We start from the raw sequence: 17,258 nt of genomic DNA, 5'->3' as shown, positions 1-17,258 counted from the left end.
TTTATCGAACCCTGAACTACGCTAACAGTCGCATTACACGAATCATTTGCGCGCAAGCTAGGAGCCTGCATGTCGCTCACGCGTCCGCTGTTGGTCGTTGGTCTGGGGCTGGTTGTTCTGCTCGCGGGCTGTAGCAAAGAGGAAGCGCCCGAGGTGTTGCCGCGGGTCGGGGTGCTGCGGGTCGAACCCACTGATTTCGCTGCCAGGGTCACCCTGACCGGCGATGTTCAGGCGCGGGTGCAGACCGACCTGTCGTTCCGCGTGGGCGGCAAGATCATTTCGCGCAGCGTCGACGTGGGCGACCACGTCAAGGCCAACCAAGTGCTGGCGCGGCTGGACCCGAAAGACCTGCAGAACAACGTCAATTCAGCCAAGGCCGAGGTATTCGCAGCCCAGGCGCGTGTGACGCAAACCGCTGCCGCTTTCGTGCGCCAGCAAAAACTGCTGCCCAAGGGCTACACCAGCCAGAGCGAATACGATTCCGCCCAGGCCGCGTTGCTGAGCAACCAGAGTGCCCTCAAGGCGGCGCAGGCACAGCTGGCCAACGCCAACGAGCAGTTGAGCTACACCGCACTGGTGTCCGAGGCCGATGGGGTGATTACCGAACGCCAGGCCGAGGTGGGTCAGGTGGTGCAGGCGACCATGCCGATCTTCAGCCTCGCCCGCGATGGCGACCGGGACGCGGTGTTCAACGTCTATGAGTCACTGCTGGTGGCGCCGCCGAGCGATGCCGGGGTAATCGTCAGCCTGCTGGACGACCCGAAGGTCAAGGCCCAGGGCTTCGTCCGCGAAATCACCCCTACCGTGTCCGCGCAAAGTGGCACGGTGCAGGTCAAGGTGGCATTGAAAGATGTGCCACCGGGCATGCAGCTGGGCGCCCCGGTGACTGCCACCACCAATGCCCAGGGCCGCCCGAGCATCGAGCTGCCATGGTCGGCACTGACCAAGGCCTTGCATGAACCCGCGGTATGGGTGGTGGGCGAGGGCGACAAGGCTGAACTGCGCAAGGTAGAGGTGTCGCGTTATCTTACCGGCAAAGTGGTGATTGCCAGTGGCATCAAGGGCGGTGAGACCGTGGTGGTAAGCGGTGGGCAGCTGTTGCACCCCGACATGAAGGTGGAAAAAGTCGATGCCAAGGCCGGGGGAGCTGCACCATGAAAAAGCCCCTGTGGATGCTTGCTGCCAGCTTGCTGCTGGCAGCCTGCGGCAGTGAAGAAAAAGCCCCCGAGCCTGTTCGCCCGGTGTTGTCGGTAAAGGTCGAGCCGCAGGTCCAGGCCCAGTTGGGGCGCTTTGCCGGCAACATTCAGGCGCGCTTCGAAAGCACCCTGGGCTTTCGCGTGGGTGGGCGTATCGCCCGCCGCTGGCTCGACGTTGGCGCCCAGGTAAAGCCGGGCGACACCCTGGCCACCCTCGACCCGACCGATCAACAGAACCAGTTGCGCGCCGCCGAAGGCGACCTGGCCAGGGTGCAGGCGCAGTGGATCAACGCCCAGGCCGATGCCCGCCGCCAACAGCAGCTGTACGACCGTGGCGTCGGCGCCCAGGCCCAGCTGGATATTGCCCAGACCAACCTGAAAACCACCGGCGCGTCGCTGGAGCAGGCGCGCTCAGCGGTCAGCCAGGCCCGCGACCAGCTCGACTACAGCACCTTGCGCAGCGACCACGCCGCTGTTATCACCGCCTGGCAGGCCGAGGCCGGGCAGACCGTCACTGCAGGTCAGGCTGTCGTCACCCTGGCCCGCCCGGATGTGAAGGAGGCCGTGATCGACCTGCCAATCGGCCTGGCCGAGCAGCTGGACAAGAACCTTGCCTTTACCGTCGCCTCGCAGCTGGACCCGACCATCAACACCACTGCCACCCTGCGCGAGCTTGAACCCCAGGCCGACGCCACCACGCGCACAAGGCGCGCCCGCCTGACGCTGGCCAGTACCCCCGCCGCGTTCCACCTGGGCACCGCCATCAGCGTGACCTTGAGCTCGCAGGTGACACCGCGCAGCGAGTTGCCCTTGAGCGCCCTGCTGGAACGGGACGGCAAGACCCAGGTATGGGTGATCGATACCCAGCAGAAAACCGTGGCCACCCGTGATGTAGCCCTGCTCGAGCGCACCGCAGACAGCATTATCCTTACCTCCGGCGTGCAGCCCGGGGAGCGGGTGGTGACTGCGGGGGTGAACAGCCTCAAGCCTGGCCAGAAGGTCGCCTTCGACGAGGATGCGCAATGAAAGGAAGCTTCAACCTGTCCGAATGGGCGCTCAAGCATCAGTCGTTCGTCTGGTACCTGATGTTCGTCGGTTTGCTGATGGGGATTTTCTCGTACTTCAACCTGGGCCGCGAGGAAGACCCGTCGTTCACCATCAAGACCATGGTCATTCAGACCCGCTGGCCCGGCGCCACCCAGGACGAAACCCTGTATCAGGTCACCGACCGTATCGAGAAGAAGCTGGAGGAGCTGGATTCCCTCGATTACGTGAAGAGCTACACTCGGCCGGGCGAGTCCACGGTCTACGTTTACCTGCGCGATACCACCAAGGCCAAGAACATCCCCGACATCTGGTACCAGGTGCGCAAGAAGATCCAGGACATCCGCGGGGAATTCCCCTCGGGCATCCAGGGGCCGGGTTTCAACGATGAATTCGGTGACGTGTACGGCTCGATCTATGCGTTCACGGCCGATGGCCTGACCCTGCGCCAGTTGCGCGATTACGTGGAGCAGGCCCGCGCCGAAGTGCGAGAAGTCCCCAATATCGGCAAGATCGAGATGGTCGGCACCCAGGACGAAGTGCTCTACCTCAACTTCTCCACCCGCAAGCTGGCCGCCCTGGGCATTGACCAGCGCCAGGTGATGCAGTCCCTGCAGTCGCAGAACGCGGTTACCCCCGCCGGCGTGATCGAGGCCGGGCCGGAGCGTATTTCAGTGCGCACCACCGGGCAGTTCGCGTCGGAAAAAGACCTGCAATCAGTCAACCTGCGCATCAACGACCGTTTCTTCCGCCTGGCCGATATCGCCGACATCGAACGCGGGTACACCGACCCACCTTCACCCATGTTCCGCTACAACGGCCAGACCGCCATCGGCCTGGCCATCGGCATGAAAGCCGGTGGCAATATCCAGGTGTTCGGCGAGGCGTTGAAGAAGAAGATGGACCGCATCACCAACGACTTGCCGGTGGGGATCGGCGTGCATACCGTTTCCGACCAGGCAGTGGTGGTGAAGAAGGCGGTCGGCGGTTTCACCAGTGCGCTGTTCGAGGCCGTGATCATCGTGCTGGCGGTGAGCTTCGTCAGCCTGGGGGTCCGCGCCGGGCTGGTGGTAGCCTGTTCGATCCCGTTGGTGCTGGCCATGGTCTTTGTATTCATGGAATACAGCGGCATCACCATGCAGCGGATTTCCCTTGGCGCGCTGATCATCGCGCTGGGCCTGCTGGTGGATGACGCCATGATCACCGTCGAGGTCATGGTCACGCGCCTGGAGATGGGTGAGAGCAAGGAGCAGGCGGCGACGTTCGCCTACACCTCCACGGCGTTCCCGATGCTTACCGGCACCCTGGTGACGGTGGCCGGCTTTGTGCCGATCGGGCTCAATGCCAGCTCGGCAGGCGAATACACCTTCACCTTGTTCGCGGTAATCGCCGTGGCCTTGATTGTGTCGTGGGTGGTGGCGGTGTTCTTTGCACCGGTGCTCGGCGTGCATATCCTCAACAGCAAGAAAATGAAGGCCCATGACAGCGAACCTGGCCGTGTCGGCCGAGGGTTCGAACATGGCCTGCTGTGGTGCATGCGCCATCGCTGGTTGACCATCGTCGGCACCATCGTGCTGTTCGTGCTCTCGGTGTTCTGCATGCGCTTCGTGCAGAACCAGTTTTTCCCGTCTTCGGACCGCCCGGAAATCCTCGTCGATCTGAACCTGCCGCAGAACGCCTCCATCGAAGAAACCCGCAAAGTGGTCGATCGCTTTGAAGCCACCTTCAAGGATGACCCGGAAATCGTCAGCTGGAGCACCTACATCGGCCAGGGCGCGATCCGCTTCTACCTGCCGCTCGACCAGCAACTGCAGAACCCGTACTACGCGCAGTTCGTCATCGTCAGCAAAGGCCTGGAAGAGCGCGGCGAGTTGATGGCACGCCTGCAGAAGCGCCTGCAGGAAGACTTTGTCGGCATCGGCACCAACGTGCAGTCGCTGGAGATGGGCCCGCCTGTGGGGCGGCCGATCCAGTACCGGGTCAGCGGCAAGGACATCGACCAGGTGCGCAAGCACGCCATCGAGCTGGCGACCTTGCTCGACCAGGACCCGCACATTGGTGAAATGATCTACGACTGGAACGAGCCCGGTAAGGTCCTGCGCATTGAAATCGCCCAGGACAAGGCACGCCAGCTAGGGCTTTCGTCCGAGGACGTGGCCAACGTGATGAACAGCATCGTCAGTGGCGTGCCGATTACCCAGGTCAACGACAACATCTATCTGATCGATGTGGTTGCCCGCGCCGAAGACAGCGAGCGCGGCTCGCCTGATACCTTGCAGAACCTGCAGATCCTGACCCCCAACGGTACCTCGATTCCGCTGCTGTCTTTTGCCACCGTGCGCTACGAGCTGGAGCAGCCCTTGGTATGGCGACGTGATCGCAAACCGACCATTACCATCAAGGCCTCGGTGAGCGGCGAAATCCAGCCGACCGACCTGGTAGCCCAGCTGAAGCCGAAAATCGATGAGTTCGCCAGCAAGCTGCCGGTGGGCTACGAAGTGGCCACGGGCGGTACTGTGGAAGAAAGCAGCAAGGCCCAAGGGCCGATTGCGGCGGTGATCCCGCTGATGCTGTTCCTGATGGCGACATTCCTGATGATTCAGCTGCACAGCGTGCAGAAGCTGTTCCTGGTGGTCAGTGTGGCGCCGCTGGGGCTGATTGGCGTGGTGCTGGCGCTCGTACCGACGGGCACGCCGATGGGCTTCGTGGCGATTCTCGGCATCCTCGCGCTGGCGGGCATCATCATTCGCAACTCGGTCATCCTGGTGACCCAGATCGACGAGTTCGAAGCGCAGGGCTACTCGCCCTGGGATGCAGTGGTGGAGGCCACCAACCACCGGCGGCGACCTATTCTGCTGACCGCAGCGGCCGCCAGCCTGGGCATGATCCCGATTGCCCGTGAGGTGTTCTGGGGGCCGATGGCGTACGCCATGATCGGCGGGATCATCGTCGCGACCCTGCTGACGTTGCTGTTCCTGCCGGCCTTGTATGTGGCCTGGTACAAGATCCGCGAGCCTGAAAAACACAACTGAAGCCTTGTACGGACCCTGTGGGAGCGGGTTCACCCGCGAATACGATGGTGAAACCACCGCCGCATTCGCGGGTGAACCCGCTCCCACAGGGTCTTGCATTCCCGTCAAGATGGTCTTTTATTTGGTTATATAAAAATTCTTAAACAGTATTTTTAAGAATAATCCCGCCTCACTACTATTGCCCTCAAGCCAGGCAATAACCCCCCTTCAAACCCCTGCCCGGCACCTCACTCCAAGGAGAACGAGCATGAGTGCATCGCTGCGTAGCGTCGACGGTCAGGACGAAGCCACCATTCTGCGTGAAATCCAGAGCGCCCTGCGCGATCTGCGCTTTGGTGCGGTGGAGATCACCGTGCACAACGCCCAGGTGGTGCAGATCGAACGCAAGGAGAAGTTCCGCCTGCAACAGCCAGGCAACAAGCCCGGCTGATCGCACCACACCATTCAAAATTAGAAAAATGCCAATCGGGAGCTTCACCATGTCCATCCGCCGTTATGCGCTCGCCGCCCTGGCCAGTGCTGTTTTTGCCGGTTCCGCCATCGCCAAGGACTACGAACTGCTGAACGTGTCCTACGACCCGACCCGTGAGCTGTACCAGCAGTACAACGCCGAGTTCATCAAACACTGGCAGCAGGCCCACCCGGACGACAAGGTGAAGATCCAGCAATCCCATGGTGGCTCGGGCAAGCAGGGCCGTGCGGTGATCGACGGCCTGCGCGCCGACGTGGTGACCCTGGCCCTGGCCGGCGATATCGACGAAATCGCCAAGCTCGGCAAGACCCTGCCGGACGACTGGCAGACCCGGCTGCCGGATGCCAGCACCCCGTACACTTCGACCATCGTGTTCCTGGTGCGCAAGGGCAACCCGAAAGGCATCAGGGACTGGGGCGACCTGATCAAGAAGGACGTGTCGGTCATCACCCCCAACCCGAAAACCTCCGGTGGCGCACGCTGGAACTTCCTCGCCGCCTGGGCCTACGGGCTGAAGGCCGGCGGTAGCGAGGACAAGGCCAAGGCCTATGTGCAAGAGCTGTTCAAGCACGTGCCGGTACTGGATACCGGTGCCCGCGGCTCGACCATCACCTTCGTCAACAACGGCCAGGGCGACGTGTTGCTGGCCTGGGAAAACGAAGCCTTCCTGGCGCTGAAGGAAGACGGTGGTGCCGACAAGTTCGAGATCGTCGTGCCGTCGCTGTCGATCCTCGCCGAACCGCCGGTGGCCGTGGTCGACAAGAACGCCGAGAAGAAGGGCAACACCGAGATCGCCACCGAGTACCTCAAGCACCTTTACAGCCCGGCGGGGCAGAAGATTGCTGCGGAGAATTTCTATCGCCCGCGTGACGAGAAGGTGGCTGCCGAGTTCGGCAAGCAGTTCCCGAAACTCGACCTGGTGACCATCGACAAAGACTTCGGTGGCTGGAAGACTGCACAGCCGAAATTCTTCAATGATGGCGGTGTGTTCGACCAGATCTATCAGGCACAGTAAAGGCCACGGAAAAGCGGGGCCGCTTTGCGGCCTATCGCCGGCCAGCCAGCTCCCACAGGAATCGCGCAGCTCTCAGGCCTGTGTTAATCCTGTGGGAGCTGGCTTGCCGGCGATGGGCTGCGCAGCAGCCCCAGGATTCAGGATCCTGCACCGCCCCGGCCTGAGCCGGGGCTTGGTGCGTTCAACCAGGGATATTTATGTCACGTCGCATTTCCCCCGTCATACCCGGCTTCGGGCTGACGCTGGGCTACACCTTGGTGTACCTCAGCCTGATTGTGCTGATACCGCTGGCGGCCATGTTCATTCATGCCTCGCAGCTGACCTTCGAGCAGTTCTGGACCATCATCAGTGCGCCACGGGTGATCGCTGCACTCAAGCTGAGCTTCGGCACCGCGCTGTTCGCCGCCATCATCAACGGTGTGATCGGCACCCTGCTGGCGTGGGTGCTGGTGCGCTACACGTTCCCCGGGCGCAAGATCATCGATGCGATGATCGACCTGCCGTTCGCCCTGCCTACCGCCGTTGCCGGTATCGCCCTGACCGCCCTGTACGCCCCCCAAGGCTGGGTCGGCCAGTTCGCCACCGACCTGGGCTTCAAGATCGCCTACACCCCGCTGGGTATCACCCTGGCGCTGACCTTCGTCACCCTGCCGTTCGTGGTGCGCACGGTGCAGCCGGTACTGGCCGATATCCCGCGTGAAGTGGAAGAGGCCGCCGCCTGCCTGGGGGCCAAGCCGCTGCAGGTGTTCCGCCATGTGCTGGCGCCGGCGCTGTTGCCGGCCTGGCTCACCGGCTTTGCCCTGGCCTTCGCCCGGGGCGTTGGCGAGTACGGTTCGGTGATCTTCATTGCCGGCAACATGCCGATGAAGACCGAGATTCTGCCGCTGCTGATCATGGTCAAGCTCGACCAGTACGACTACACCGGCGCGACCGCCATCGGCGTGCTGATGCTGGTGGTTTCCTTCATCCTGCTGCTGCTGATCAACCTGCTGCAGCGCCGCATCGAAACCCCTTGAAGGAGGCCGGCATGTCCAGTTCATCCCTGAGTGCAAACGCCGCCGCCAACGCCGCCCGCAGGGGCAGCGCCACGTCGCGGCGCATCCTGATCGGCCTTGGCTGGCTGGTCTTCGCGCTGTTCTTGCTGCTGCCGCTGGTGATCGTGGTATCGCAGGCGCTGAAAAACGGCTTTGGCACCTTCTTCGAGGCGATCTTCGAGCCTGATGCCTTGTCCGCCCTGAAGCTGACCCTGCTCGCCGTGGTCATCTCCGTGCCGTTGAACCTGGTGTTCGGCGTCAGCGCTGCCTGGTGCGTGAGCAAGTACAGCTTCCGTGGCAAGAGCATTTTGGTCACCCTGATCGACCTGCCGTTCTCGGTGTCGCCGGTCATCGCCGGCCTGGTCTACGTGCTGATGTTCGGTGCGCAAGGTCTGTTCGGTCCGTGGCTGCAGGACCACGACATCCAGATCGTGTTCGCCTTGCCGGGCATCGTCCTCGCGACCATCTTCGTTACCGTGCCGTTCGTGGCCCGCGAGCTGATCCCGCTGATGCAGGAGCAGGGTACCCAGGAAGAGGAGGCTGCACGCCTGCTCGGTGCCAATGGCTGGCAGATGTTCTGGCACGTGACCCTGCCGAACATCAAGTGGGGCCTGATCTACGGCGTGGTGCTGTGCACCGCCCGGGCCATGGGCGAGTTTGGCGCGGTGTCGGTGGTTTCCGGCCACATTCGCGGCGTGACCAACACCTTGCCGCTGCACGTGGAGATCCTCTACAACGAGTACAACCACGTGGCGGCCTTCAGCGTGGCCAGCCTGTTGCTGATCCTGGCGCTCTTCATCCTGCTGCTCAAGCAGTGGAGCGAGAACCGTATTAACCGCCTGCGCCACAGCGCCGCGGAGGAATGATTCATGTCGATCGAAGTTCGTAACGTCAGCAAGCGCTTCAACAGCTTCCAGGCCCTGGACAACATCAACCTGGACATCAACAGCGGCGAGCTGGTGGCCCTGCTCGGCCCGTCCGGCTGCGGCAAGACCACCTTGCTGCGCATCATTGCCGGCCTGGAAACACCCGATCAGGGCAGCATCGTGTTCCATGGCGAGGACGTGTCCGGCCACGACGTGCGTGACCGCAACGTCGGTTTCGTGTTCCAGCACTATGCGCTGTTCCGCCACATGAGCGTGTTCGACAACGTCGCCTTCGGCCTGCGCATGAAGCCCAAGGGCGAGCGCCCGAGCGAGAGCAGAATTGCCGAGAAGGTGCATGAGCTGTTGAACATGGTGCAGCTGGACTGGCTGGCCGACCGCTACCCCGAGCAGTTGTCCGGTGGCCAGCGCCAGCGTATCGCCCTGGCCCGCGCCCTGGCGGTGGAGCCCAAGGTGTTGCTGCTGGACGAGCCGTTCGGCGCGCTGGATGCCAAGGTGCGCAAAGAGCTGCGCCGCTGGCTGGCGCGCTTGCACGAAGATATCAACCTGACCTCGGTGTTTGTCACCCACGACCAGGAAGAAGCCATGGAAGTGGCCGACCGCATCGTGGTGATGAACAAGGGCGTGATCGAGCAGATCGGCTCGCCGGGCGAGGTGTACGAGCAGCCGGCCAACGATTTCGTCTACCACTTCCTGGGCGATTCCAACCGCCTGGCGCTGAGCGAAGGGCACCATGTGCTGTTCCGCCCGCATGAGGTTTCGCTGTCGCGGCATGAGACCGAAGGGCACCATGCGGCCGAGGTGCGGGATATCCGGCCGCTGGGCGCGACCACGCGGGTTACCTTGAAGGTGGAAGGACAGAGCGAGCTGATCGAGGCCGAGGTGGTCAAGGACCATGACAGCCTGACCGGGTTGGCGCGGGGGGAAACGCTATTCTTCCGGCCCAAGGTTTGGCAGAAGGTGGCGGATATCTGAGTCACCGTTGATGAAGAAAAGCCCGGGGTTGGTCCTGGGCTTTTTTCTGCCTGTGAGATTGCCGGGGCTGCGCAGCCAGCCCTCACATCGATCGCATTGACTGCGAGCTATGATGCGGTCCTTGTGGGAGCTGGCTTGCCGGCGATCGAGGGCGCAGCCCTCGCGGCAATCTCATGCCTTGAGCGAATATTTTGCATGCCCGCAGTGCATCGACTTGAGGCCCTCAAGCCACAGCCCGCGAATTCCAAGGCCTTCCCACGAAGAGGGCAAATAAATATTCCCATAAGTTCTAAACATAATTTTAAACATTACTTTAAGAGATAAGCCCCTGGCCCCGATGATTCAGCCACACACCTGAATCGAGACCCCAGGAGTTTGATCAATGGGTAATGTGCAGTCGGCCGTCAGGGCCTACGACCAGCCATGGCGGCCAGCCCCGGGCGACCTGGTCGAGCTTGGGCGCACGCTTCGCTTGCCACTCGGCCAGCTGCGCCTGCAGCGCACGCCGGTCAGTGAGCTCAAGCGCCGCCACAAGCTGCTGTTGGGCTTGCTGGTGCTGGCCCTGCATGGCGCGGCCGCGTACTGGCTGAGTCAGGCGCCAACCCCCGAGCTGCCGGTAGTACCGCCACAGGTGCCACCCATGACCATCGAGTTTGCCGCGCCGACCCCTCCGGTGCTCAAGCCTCCACCGCCTGCGCCTGCTCCTACTGTGGTCGAGCCGCCACCGCCGCCAGTGGTCGACGAACTGGCCGCCAAACCCAAACCCAAGCCGAGGCCTGTGCCCAAGCCGGTGGTCAAGCAGCAGTCGAAACCGCAGCCCAAGCCGGTTGAAGCGCCGCCGCCAGCCCCGGTAGCGGCCCCGGCACCGCCTGCGCCAGCACCACCCGCGCCGGCCCCGGTAACGCCAGCATCGGCCAACGCCGCCTACCTGAAGAACCCTGCGCCGGAATACCCGCAAATGGCTCAGCGCCGTGGCTGGGAAGGCACCGTGCTGCTGCGCGTCGAGGTGCTGCCCAGTGGCAAGCCCGGGCAGATCCAGGTCCAGAAAAGCAGCGGCCGCGATGCCCTCGATGCCGCCGCGCTGGCTGCGGTGAAGCGCTGGAGTTTCGTGCCCGCCAAGCAGGGCGACGTGGCCCAGACCGGCTGGGTCAGTGTGCCGATCGATTTCAAGCTTCGCTAACTTTTCAGAACACAGGAAAACATCATCATGAGCCTGCTGGCATCCCCCCTCGAATCTGTTGAAAGCGCAGTCATCTGGCTGCTGGTCGGTTTTTCTGTCGTCACCTGGGGCCTGGCCTTGGTCAAGGTTGCGCAGTTCGTACGGTTGAGGCGCCAGGACAAGCGCTTCCACCAGCAGTTCTGGGCAGCTTCGAGCCTGGACTCGGCGGCGCAGATCAGCCACGAACAGCCTGGGCCTGCTGCTCGCGTTGCCCAGGCCGGCTACGCCGCGATCGCCGTCGGTGACACCCAGGCCAACGACCTGAGCCACGCCATCAATCATCAAGACCGCCTGGAGCGCGCCCTGCGGCAGCAGATCGTGCGCGAGCGCCGCTCGCTGGAAACCGGCCTGGCAGTGGTTGCCAGTATCGGCAGCACTTCACCTTTCATCGGCCTGTTCGGCACCGTGTGGGGCATCATGGAGGCGCTAAAGGGTATCAGCGCGGCAGGCTCCGCCAGCCTGGAAACCGTGGCCGGGCCAATCGGCGCGGCGCTGGTGGCCACTGGTGTGGGTATCGCTGTCGCCGTGCCCGCGGTGCTGGTCTACAACTACTTCCTGCGCCGCCTCAAGCTGACCGCCGCCGACCTGGATGACTTTGCCCACGACTTCTACAGCCTGGCGCAGAAGAGTGCCTTCCGCGTGCTGGTGCACCCCGCTGTGCACAAGCCCCAGGCCGGGTTCACCCAGCCGGTGAAGGAGGCGTCCTGACATGGCGTTTTCGACCCAGGACAGCGACGAAGTCCTCAGTGAAATCAACGTAACGCCATTGGTGGACGTAATGCTGGTGCTGCTGGTGGTGTTCATTGTCACCGCGCCGCTGCTGACCAACGCCATTCCCATCAACCTGCCCAAGACCGAGGCCGTGGCCCCGGTGGAGCAGAAGGACCCGTTGGTGGTCAGCATCGATGGCGAAGGCAAGCTGTTCATCAACAAAGACCAGATTCAGCCCGACCTGCTGGAAACCCGCCTCAAGGTAGCCAAGGCCAAGGACGCGGATGTGCGCGTGCAGCTGCAGGCCGATGACGGCGTGAACTACGGCGAAGTGGCGCGGGCCATGGCGGCCATCGAACGGGCGGGGATCAGCAAACTGGCGGTGATTACCGCGCGCTGAACCCGATCAATCTTCTTCAGGCAAGTGCTTATGGGCCATATCTCCTGGCAGGGGGTTGGCCCTTTTTTTTGCCGTCACAGGCGACAAATTTCTCAAGGTTAACATTTAGGTTATTAACAAATAGCTTCTTATTCCTTTACTGGTATAGATCGATCCCTATACTTGTCTCCAAGCACGCAAAGTTACCGGAGGCGTCCCCATGCGCAATGAGTCGATTCGTTACCTGATTGTGCCGGGCTGGCAAGGATCGCCAGACAACCATTGGCAAAGTCACTGGCAGCGCAACCTGCCCAACAGCGCGCGGGTCGAGCAGCTCGACTGGCTGACCCCGCAGCGGCAGGACTGGGTGCAGGCGCTGGAGCAGGCGATTGCTGCCGAGCACTCGCCGGTGATCCTGATTGCCCACAGCCTGGGCTGCATCACCGTCGCCCATTGGGCCGCCCAGGCCAGCCCGGCCCTGCTGCGTCGGGTGCGTGGCGCGCTGCTGGTGGCCCCGGCGGACGTCGAGCGGTCGACCTGCGCGCCAGCCCTGCGCAACTTCGCGCCAATCCCGAGCGAGGCGCTGCCGTTCCCCAGCCAGGTGGTCAGCTCGGATAACGACCCGGCCGTGAGCGTGCCGCGGGCACTGTACCTGGCGCAGGTGTGGGGTGCTGAAGCGGGGCTGCTGAGCAACGCTGGCCATATCAACGTCAAGTCCGGCCATGAGCGCTGGGAACAAGGCTTCGCCTACCTGTATCGCTTGCAGAGCCGGGTTGAGCAGCGGGCCCTGCGCCGCGCCTGATCGCCCTTGCTGTTTTCCGTTTGCCTGACGCCCGGCCAATGCAGGCCTGGGGCGGGAGTTTGTCATGACTTTGCAAAACACCTTTGGCCAGCCGTTGCTGACCTTCCCCGAGCTGGACAAGAGCCCACTGAGCATTCGCGCCAAGGCCCTGGTGTTCATCGACCCTCGATCGCAACAGCTGCGCCAGGACCTCGAGCGCCTGGCGCCGCAGCCCTTGCCGGTGCTGATCGGTGGCGAAACCGGCACCGGCAAGGAGCTGCTGGCCCGGCACATCCACCGGGCCAGTGACCGCGGCGGATTGTTCGTCTCGGTCAACTGCGCGGCCATCAGCCCCACTTACGCCGATGCCGAGTTGTTCGGCTACAGCGCCGGCAGCCACGGCGGCACGGCCAGTAGCCGCGCCGGCTGGTTTGGCTCGGCCAACGGCGGAACACTGTACCTGGACGAGATCGCCGACTTGCCGCTGGCCATCCAGGCCAAGCTGCTGGCCGCCCTGGAAAACCGCGAAGTCACCCGCGTCGGTGCGCAGCAGCCACAGCCAGTGGATGTGCGCCTGGTGGCCGCCACCAGCATCGACCTGGCGCGGGTGGTGCGCGCGGGTCGCTTCAACGAGCGCCTTTACCAATACCTGCGCGAGGGCGCGCTGGCACTGCCGCCGCTGCGTGAGCGGCCGGGCGATATTCTGCCGTTGGCCGAGTACTTCGTGGGCATCTACAGCGTGCGCCTGCAGCGGCCTGTGCCGTTGGTGAGCGAGGCCGCGCAGCAGGTACTGGAAGCGCACGCGTGGCCTGGCAACACCCGCGAACTGGAGAACGTCATCCACTTTGCCTTGCTGGTGAATGACAGCGAAGAGATCGTGCCGGAAGACCTCGACCTGCCCAATATCGCGCGCTAGACATGGCTCATAAGCAAACAGGCTGGTGGCAATTTGTTTTTGGAATAAGCAGCTAAATAAAAGATATTGTTGCGGAATAAAAAATCTCGGTATTGTCCGACTCAAGCCCACTGCTGATGCGGCTGGGCACCCGATTCGCCATCCTCGATGGCCCAGATCCAGAACAAGGACCACCATGAAGAAGACCCTGCTGACCACCGCCCTGGCCGCTGCCCTGTCGTTCTCCGGCCTGGCTGCTGCTGCCGAGAAGCTGGTGGTTGCCGCTACCCCGGTACCGCACGCCGAGATCCTCGAGCTGATCAAGCCGACCCTGGCCAAAGAAGGTATCGACCTGCAGATCAAGGTCTTCACCGATTATGTGCAGCCCAACGTACAGGTTGACCAGAAGCGCCTGGACGCCAACTACTTCCAGACCCTGCCGTACCTGCAAAGCTTCAACGAAGGTAAGGGCACCCACCTGGAAACCGTGGTCGGCGTGCACGTCGAGCCGTTCGGTGGTTACTCGAAAAAGGTCAAAAGCCTGAGCGAGCTGAAAGAGGGCGCGACCGTCGCCATCCCTAACGAGGGCAGCAACAGCGGCCGTGCGTTGATCCTGCTGCAGAAGGCTGGCCTGATCACCCTGAAAGACCCGAAGAATGCCCTGGCCACCCCCAAGGACATCGCCGAGAACCCGAAGAAGCTGAAGTTCCGCGAGCTTGAGTCCGCCATGCTGCCGCGTGTGCTGGACCAGGTCGACCTGGACATGATCAACACCAATTACGCACTGGAAGCTGGCCTGAACCCGGCCAAGGATGCGCTGGTAATCGAAGGCAGCGACTCGCCGTACGTGAACTTCCTCGTCGCCCGCCCGGACAACAAGGACAGCGAAGCCATCCAGAAACTGGCCAAGGCCCTGACCAGCCCGGAAGTGAAGGCATTCATTGCCAAGAAGTACCAAGGTGCCGTGCTGCCAGCGTTCTGATCCGCTTGCAATACCGGCATGACCCAACGCCGATACCTTTGTGTCGGCGTTTTCATTTCTGGGCGCAGTCACCTGTGGGAGCGGGCGTGCCCGCGAACACCGGCGTAGCCAGTGCCATCCACCGCGTCGACAGCTTCGCGGGCACGCCCGCTCCCACAGGGTTTGGCATGCGCCGATAAATGTGGGAGCTGGCTTGCCGGCGATGGAGGTACTTCAGGGTAGCGAGAGTGAGCCGAGTGCGGCTAAAGGCAGTGTTTGTTCATATGTCAGGCACAAGCCTGAGGGTGCTCTGCGCGGGGATCACCCCCAGCTGCGCTTTCTGGTACTGCCCTTCGATGTACCCCTTGGCCTGGTCCGCATAGTGCCGGTCGAACGGTACGCCGCTTTGCCCGATCGGGTTGCTGGTCATGGCCTGCCCGGCATCGGCAAAATCGATCAGCCGCCGCGTCGACGGCCCATATGTCACTGGCCATGGCGCCGGGCCGATCTTCGCCGAGAGGTTGTTCGGCACTTCATGGGTGCCTGGCGCAGCGAAGGGCCCGACGTTGAACAGCAGGTTCAGCGGCTTTTTCACCCCCAGCGGATGGTTGTGGGTGAGTGTATGGGCCTTGCCCCATTGCCAGCTGGCCGGGTCGCTGCCCAAGTTGTCGCGCAGATGTTTGAGGCTTTTCTGCCAGGCGATGCGCACGATGGTGGTACGGTCGGTGCGCAGGTTGCCGCCACGGGTGTTCCACCAGGGCGAATTGGCGTCCGCCGCCAGGCGCGGCAGTGCAGCGTCGATGGCGCGGGTGCTGATGAGCACCGGGAACCAGGTGTCACCGAGTTCGTCATGCAGGGCCGCGTAGCTCAGCTCAAAGAGAAACTGGTTGAACAGCGTGGCACTGGTCGAGTCCAGTGGATAGTCACCGCGCCAGGCGGCCAGCTGCTCGACCAGCTCCTTTTCCTCGTCGCCTTCGGCCACCGTGCGCAGTGTCGCCAGCAGCGGTGCAAGGGTGCGCGGGCCGTGATCGCTGGCGGTGTCCAGCTGCAATGCCTGACTGTTCTGCAGGTCCCATTTCACCTCGGGGTTGGCCAGGTGGCGGTCGAGCTGGCGACCACGGTCGGGCAGGTTGTAGTAGCCCGGTATCGGTACCGCCGACGGCGGCTGGTAGTTGGCCGAGACGATATAGCCGCTTGCGGGGTTTTCCTGCTGCGGGTTGGCGCTGAAGGGGTAGAAGCCCAGCTTGCTGGCCTGCGTACTGGCACCGTCGAGGATGAACGCCGGGTCCACGCCTTCAGGGCGGATCGGCAGCTGCGCGGCAGCCCACCAGCCGATATCACCCCGGGCATTGGCCCACACGAAATTCAGCCCAGGCGCATGCACCTTGGCCGCAGCTGCGCGCATCCTGGCCAGCGTGTCGGCCCGGTTGAGCTGATAGAAACCCTCGAGGATCGGGTTTTCGGTTTCCAGGAAGGCCCACCACATGGCGATGGGCGTGGGCCCGGCGGTAGCACCGAGCACGTCGTTGACGATCGGGCCATGGGGCGAACGGCGCAGGTTGAGGGTGACCGGCTGTTCGCCTTTGACGACAATCGTCTGCTCGGTCTTTTCCAGGGTTTGCCACTGGCCATCGATCATCACCTGATCGGGGTTGGCGGGGTTGGTCTTTTCCGCGATCAGGTCGACATCGTCATTCTGGAACATGGTCAGGCTCCAGCCGAAATCGCGGTTGTGTCCGAGCAGGGCGAACGGGTTGAGCGCCTGGAAGTAGCCGTAAAGGTTGAAACCGGGCGCCGACAGCTCGGCTTCGTACCACACCGCCGGTACGGCGAAGCCGATGTGCGGGTCGCCGGCCAGTAGCGGCTTGCCACTGCGGGTGCGGCTGCCAGCGATGGCCCAGGCATTGCTGCCTTCGAACTGCGCGATGCCGGCGTCGGCCAGCGCATCGTTGCCAAGGCGGGCAAGTGCCTCCAGGCTCTGCCAGTCGGCGGCGGCCAACGGCCTGGCCAGCGCACCGTCGGCTTGCCAGCCGAGGTCGAAGATCTTCAGGTAGTCGGGGCCCAGCTGGTCGCGGATGTAGGTCAGTGCGGGCTCGGTGCGGAAGGCGGCGGCAAAACTGTAGGCGAGGTAGCCGGCGATGCTCAGGGTGTCTTCGGCGGTGAAGGGTCGCGGTGTGATGCCGAGCAGGTCGAATTCCATCGGCTTGGGGTGACTGGCCTGCCAGCTGTTGACCCCATCGAGATAGGCTTGCAGGGCCTGCCAGGCGGGTGACTGCTGGTCATGACGCTGGGCCATCAGTGCTGCCTGGTCGCGAATGCGCAGGCTGCGAAACAGGGTGTCGGTGGGCAGCAGTTTGTCGCCCAGCACCTCGGCCAGCTCGCCGCGGGCCAGGCGGCGCAGGATCTCCATCTGGAATAATCGGTCCTGGGCATGCACGTAGCCGAGGGCGCGGTACAGGTCCGGCTCGCTCTGCGCCTGCAGGTGCGGCACGCCGCGGGCGTCGTAGCGCACGCTGACCGGTGCTTGCAGGCCGGCGATGGCCACCTCGCCCGCGCGTTGCGGCAGTTTGCCCTGCACGTACCAGTATCCGGCGCCCGCGGCCACGGCAACCACCACGGCTAACAGGGTCAGGCTGCGTTTCATGCAGACTCCTTGTGCA

Annotated in this window: 15 protein-coding genes; 14 read left to right on the top strand and 1 reads right to left on the bottom strand. The window is 63.3% G+C overall.

Features of this window, described 5'->3' with window-relative positions:
* Positions 1-69 precede the first annotated feature (69 nt).
* From AC5O5I_RS26835 to AC5O5I_RS26770, 14 genes are all read left to right on the top strand, one after another.
* On the top strand, positions 70-1,158 hold the full coding sequence (locus AC5O5I_RS26835; protein WP_172219441.1) for an efflux RND transporter periplasmic adaptor subunit: 1,089 nt from the start codon (positions 70-72) through the stop codon (positions 1,156-1,158).
* Entirely contained in the window at positions 1,155-2,222 is a 1,068-nt protein-coding gene (locus AC5O5I_RS26830; protein ID WP_494511821.1) for an efflux RND transporter periplasmic adaptor subunit, read from the top strand. Before AC5O5I_RS26835 ends, AC5O5I_RS26830 begins: the two co-directional genes overlap by 4 nt.
* Positions 2,219-5,272, top strand: a complete 3,054-nt coding sequence (locus tag AC5O5I_RS26825; protein WP_494511820.1) for an efflux RND transporter permease subunit — start codon at positions 2,219-2,221, stop codon at positions 5,270-5,272. The genes AC5O5I_RS26830 and AC5O5I_RS26825 overlap by 4 nt, the downstream gene beginning before the upstream one ends.
* A gap of 247 nt (positions 5,273-5,519) precedes the next feature.
* Positions 5,520-5,702: a sulfur starvation response protein OscA gene (gene oscA / locus AC5O5I_RS26820; protein WP_007975618.1), complete on the top strand. Its 183-nt coding sequence runs from the start codon at positions 5,520-5,522 to the stop codon at positions 5,700-5,702.
* A 49-nt stretch (positions 5,703-5,751) separates the two neighbouring features.
* Entirely contained in the window at positions 5,752-6,759 is a 1,008-nt protein-coding gene (locus AC5O5I_RS26815) for a sulfate ABC transporter substrate-binding protein (protein WP_494511819.1), read from the top strand.
* A gap of 197 nt (positions 6,760-6,956) precedes the next feature.
* A complete protein-coding gene (gene cysT, locus AC5O5I_RS26810; RefSeq protein ID WP_172230435.1) occupies positions 6,957-7,775 on the top strand; it encodes a sulfate ABC transporter permease subunit CysT in 819 nt (272 codons plus the stop codon).
* Positions 7,776-7,786: 11 nt separating this feature from the next.
* Positions 7,787-8,659: a sulfate ABC transporter permease subunit CysW gene (gene cysW / locus AC5O5I_RS26805; RefSeq protein WP_172285307.1), complete on the top strand. Its 873-nt coding sequence runs from the start codon at positions 7,787-7,789 to the stop codon at positions 8,657-8,659.
* Positions 8,660-8,662: 3 nt separating this feature from the next.
* A complete protein-coding gene (locus AC5O5I_RS26800; protein ID WP_172285308.1) occupies positions 8,663-9,652 on the top strand; it encodes a sulfate/molybdate ABC transporter ATP-binding protein in 990 nt (329 codons plus the stop codon).
* Positions 9,653-10,034: 382 nt separating this feature from the next.
* Positions 10,035-10,832: an energy transducer TonB gene (locus AC5O5I_RS26795; RefSeq protein ID WP_172232965.1), complete on the top strand. Its 798-nt coding sequence runs from the start codon at positions 10,035-10,037 to the stop codon at positions 10,830-10,832.
* 27 nt (positions 10,833-10,859) lie between these two features.
* A complete protein-coding gene (locus tag AC5O5I_RS26790) occupies positions 10,860-11,579 on the top strand; it encodes a MotA/TolQ/ExbB proton channel family protein (RefSeq protein ID WP_494511818.1) in 720 nt (239 codons plus the stop codon).
* Position 11,580: 1 nt separating this feature from the next.
* Positions 11,581-11,982 (top strand): ExbD/TolR family protein, encoded by a 402-nt coding sequence (locus AC5O5I_RS26785; RefSeq protein WP_172230265.1) that lies wholly within the window; start codon positions 11,581-11,583, stop codon positions 11,980-11,982.
* Positions 11,983-12,181: 199 nt separating this feature from the next.
* Positions 12,182-12,763, top strand: a complete 582-nt coding sequence (locus AC5O5I_RS26780; RefSeq protein WP_172230262.1) for an alpha/beta hydrolase — start codon at positions 12,182-12,184, stop codon at positions 12,761-12,763.
* 64 nt (positions 12,764-12,827) lie between these two features.
* Positions 12,828-13,658 carry a sigma 54-interacting transcriptional regulator gene (locus AC5O5I_RS26775; protein WP_172285312.1) on the top strand — a complete coding sequence of 277 codons (831 nt, stop codon included), beginning with the start codon at positions 12,828-12,830 and terminating at the stop codon, positions 13,656-13,658.
* 175 nt (positions 13,659-13,833) lie between these two features.
* Positions 13,834-14,619 carry a MetQ/NlpA family ABC transporter substrate-binding protein gene (locus AC5O5I_RS26770; RefSeq protein ID WP_172230256.1) on the top strand — a complete coding sequence of 262 codons (786 nt, stop codon included), beginning with the start codon at positions 13,834-13,836 and terminating at the stop codon, positions 14,617-14,619.
* A gap of 259 nt (positions 14,620-14,878) precedes the next feature.
* Here AC5O5I_RS26770 and AC5O5I_RS26765 read toward each other — a convergent pair whose 3' ends face one another.
* Positions 14,879-17,242: a penicillin acylase family protein gene (locus AC5O5I_RS26765; RefSeq protein WP_494511817.1), complete on the bottom strand. Its 2,364-nt coding sequence runs from the start codon at positions 17,240-17,242 to the stop codon at positions 14,879-14,881.
* Between the last annotated feature and the right edge of the window lie 16 nt (positions 17,243-17,258).

Source organism: Pseudomonas sp. 9_2_1 (genome assembly GCF_059295275.1).
Note: the sequence above shows the minus strand (reverse complement) of the source record. Positions and strands in the feature narration are given on the sequence as shown.

Excerpts from the sequence above, each read along its gene's own strand:
- AC5O5I_RS26835 (WP_172219441.1), top strand. The coding sequence starts at position 70 with ATGTCGCTCACGCGTCCGCTGTTGGTCGTTGGTCTGGGGCTGGTTGTT.
- AC5O5I_RS26830 (WP_494511821.1), top strand. The coding sequence starts at position 1,155 with ATGAAAAAGCCCCTGTGGATGCTTGCTGCCAGCTTGCTGCTGGCAGCC.
- AC5O5I_RS26825 (WP_494511820.1), top strand. The coding sequence starts at position 2,219 with ATGAAAGGAAGCTTCAACCTGTCCGAATGGGCGCTCAAGCATCAGTCG.
- oscA (WP_007975618.1), top strand. The coding sequence starts at position 5,520 with ATGAGTGCATCGCTGCGTAGCGTCGACGGTCAGGACGAAGCCACCATT.
- AC5O5I_RS26815 (WP_494511819.1), top strand. The coding sequence starts at position 5,752 with ATGTCCATCCGCCGTTATGCGCTCGCCGCCCTGGCCAGTGCTGTTTTT.
- cysT (WP_172230435.1), top strand. The coding sequence starts at position 6,957 with ATGTCACGTCGCATTTCCCCCGTCATACCCGGCTTCGGGCTGACGCTG.
- cysW (WP_172285307.1), top strand. The coding sequence starts at position 7,787 with ATGTCCAGTTCATCCCTGAGTGCAAACGCCGCCGCCAACGCCGCCCGC.
- AC5O5I_RS26800 (WP_172285308.1), top strand. The coding sequence starts at position 8,663 with ATGTCGATCGAAGTTCGTAACGTCAGCAAGCGCTTCAACAGCTTCCAG.
- AC5O5I_RS26795 (WP_172232965.1), top strand. The coding sequence starts at position 10,035 with ATGGGTAATGTGCAGTCGGCCGTCAGGGCCTACGACCAGCCATGGCGG.
- AC5O5I_RS26790 (WP_494511818.1), top strand. The coding sequence starts at position 10,860 with ATGAGCCTGCTGGCATCCCCCCTCGAATCTGTTGAAAGCGCAGTCATC.
- AC5O5I_RS26785 (WP_172230265.1), top strand. The coding sequence starts at position 11,581 with ATGGCGTTTTCGACCCAGGACAGCGACGAAGTCCTCAGTGAAATCAAC.
- AC5O5I_RS26780 (WP_172230262.1), top strand. The coding sequence starts at position 12,182 with ATGCGCAATGAGTCGATTCGTTACCTGATTGTGCCGGGCTGGCAAGGA.
- AC5O5I_RS26775 (WP_172285312.1), top strand. The coding sequence starts at position 12,828 with ATGACTTTGCAAAACACCTTTGGCCAGCCGTTGCTGACCTTCCCCGAG.
- AC5O5I_RS26770 (WP_172230256.1), top strand. The coding sequence starts at position 13,834 with ATGAAGAAGACCCTGCTGACCACCGCCCTGGCCGCTGCCCTGTCGTTC.
- AC5O5I_RS26765 (WP_494511817.1), bottom strand. The coding sequence starts at position 17,242 with ATGAAACGCAGCCTGACCCTGTTAGCCGTGGTGGTTGCCGTGGCCGCG.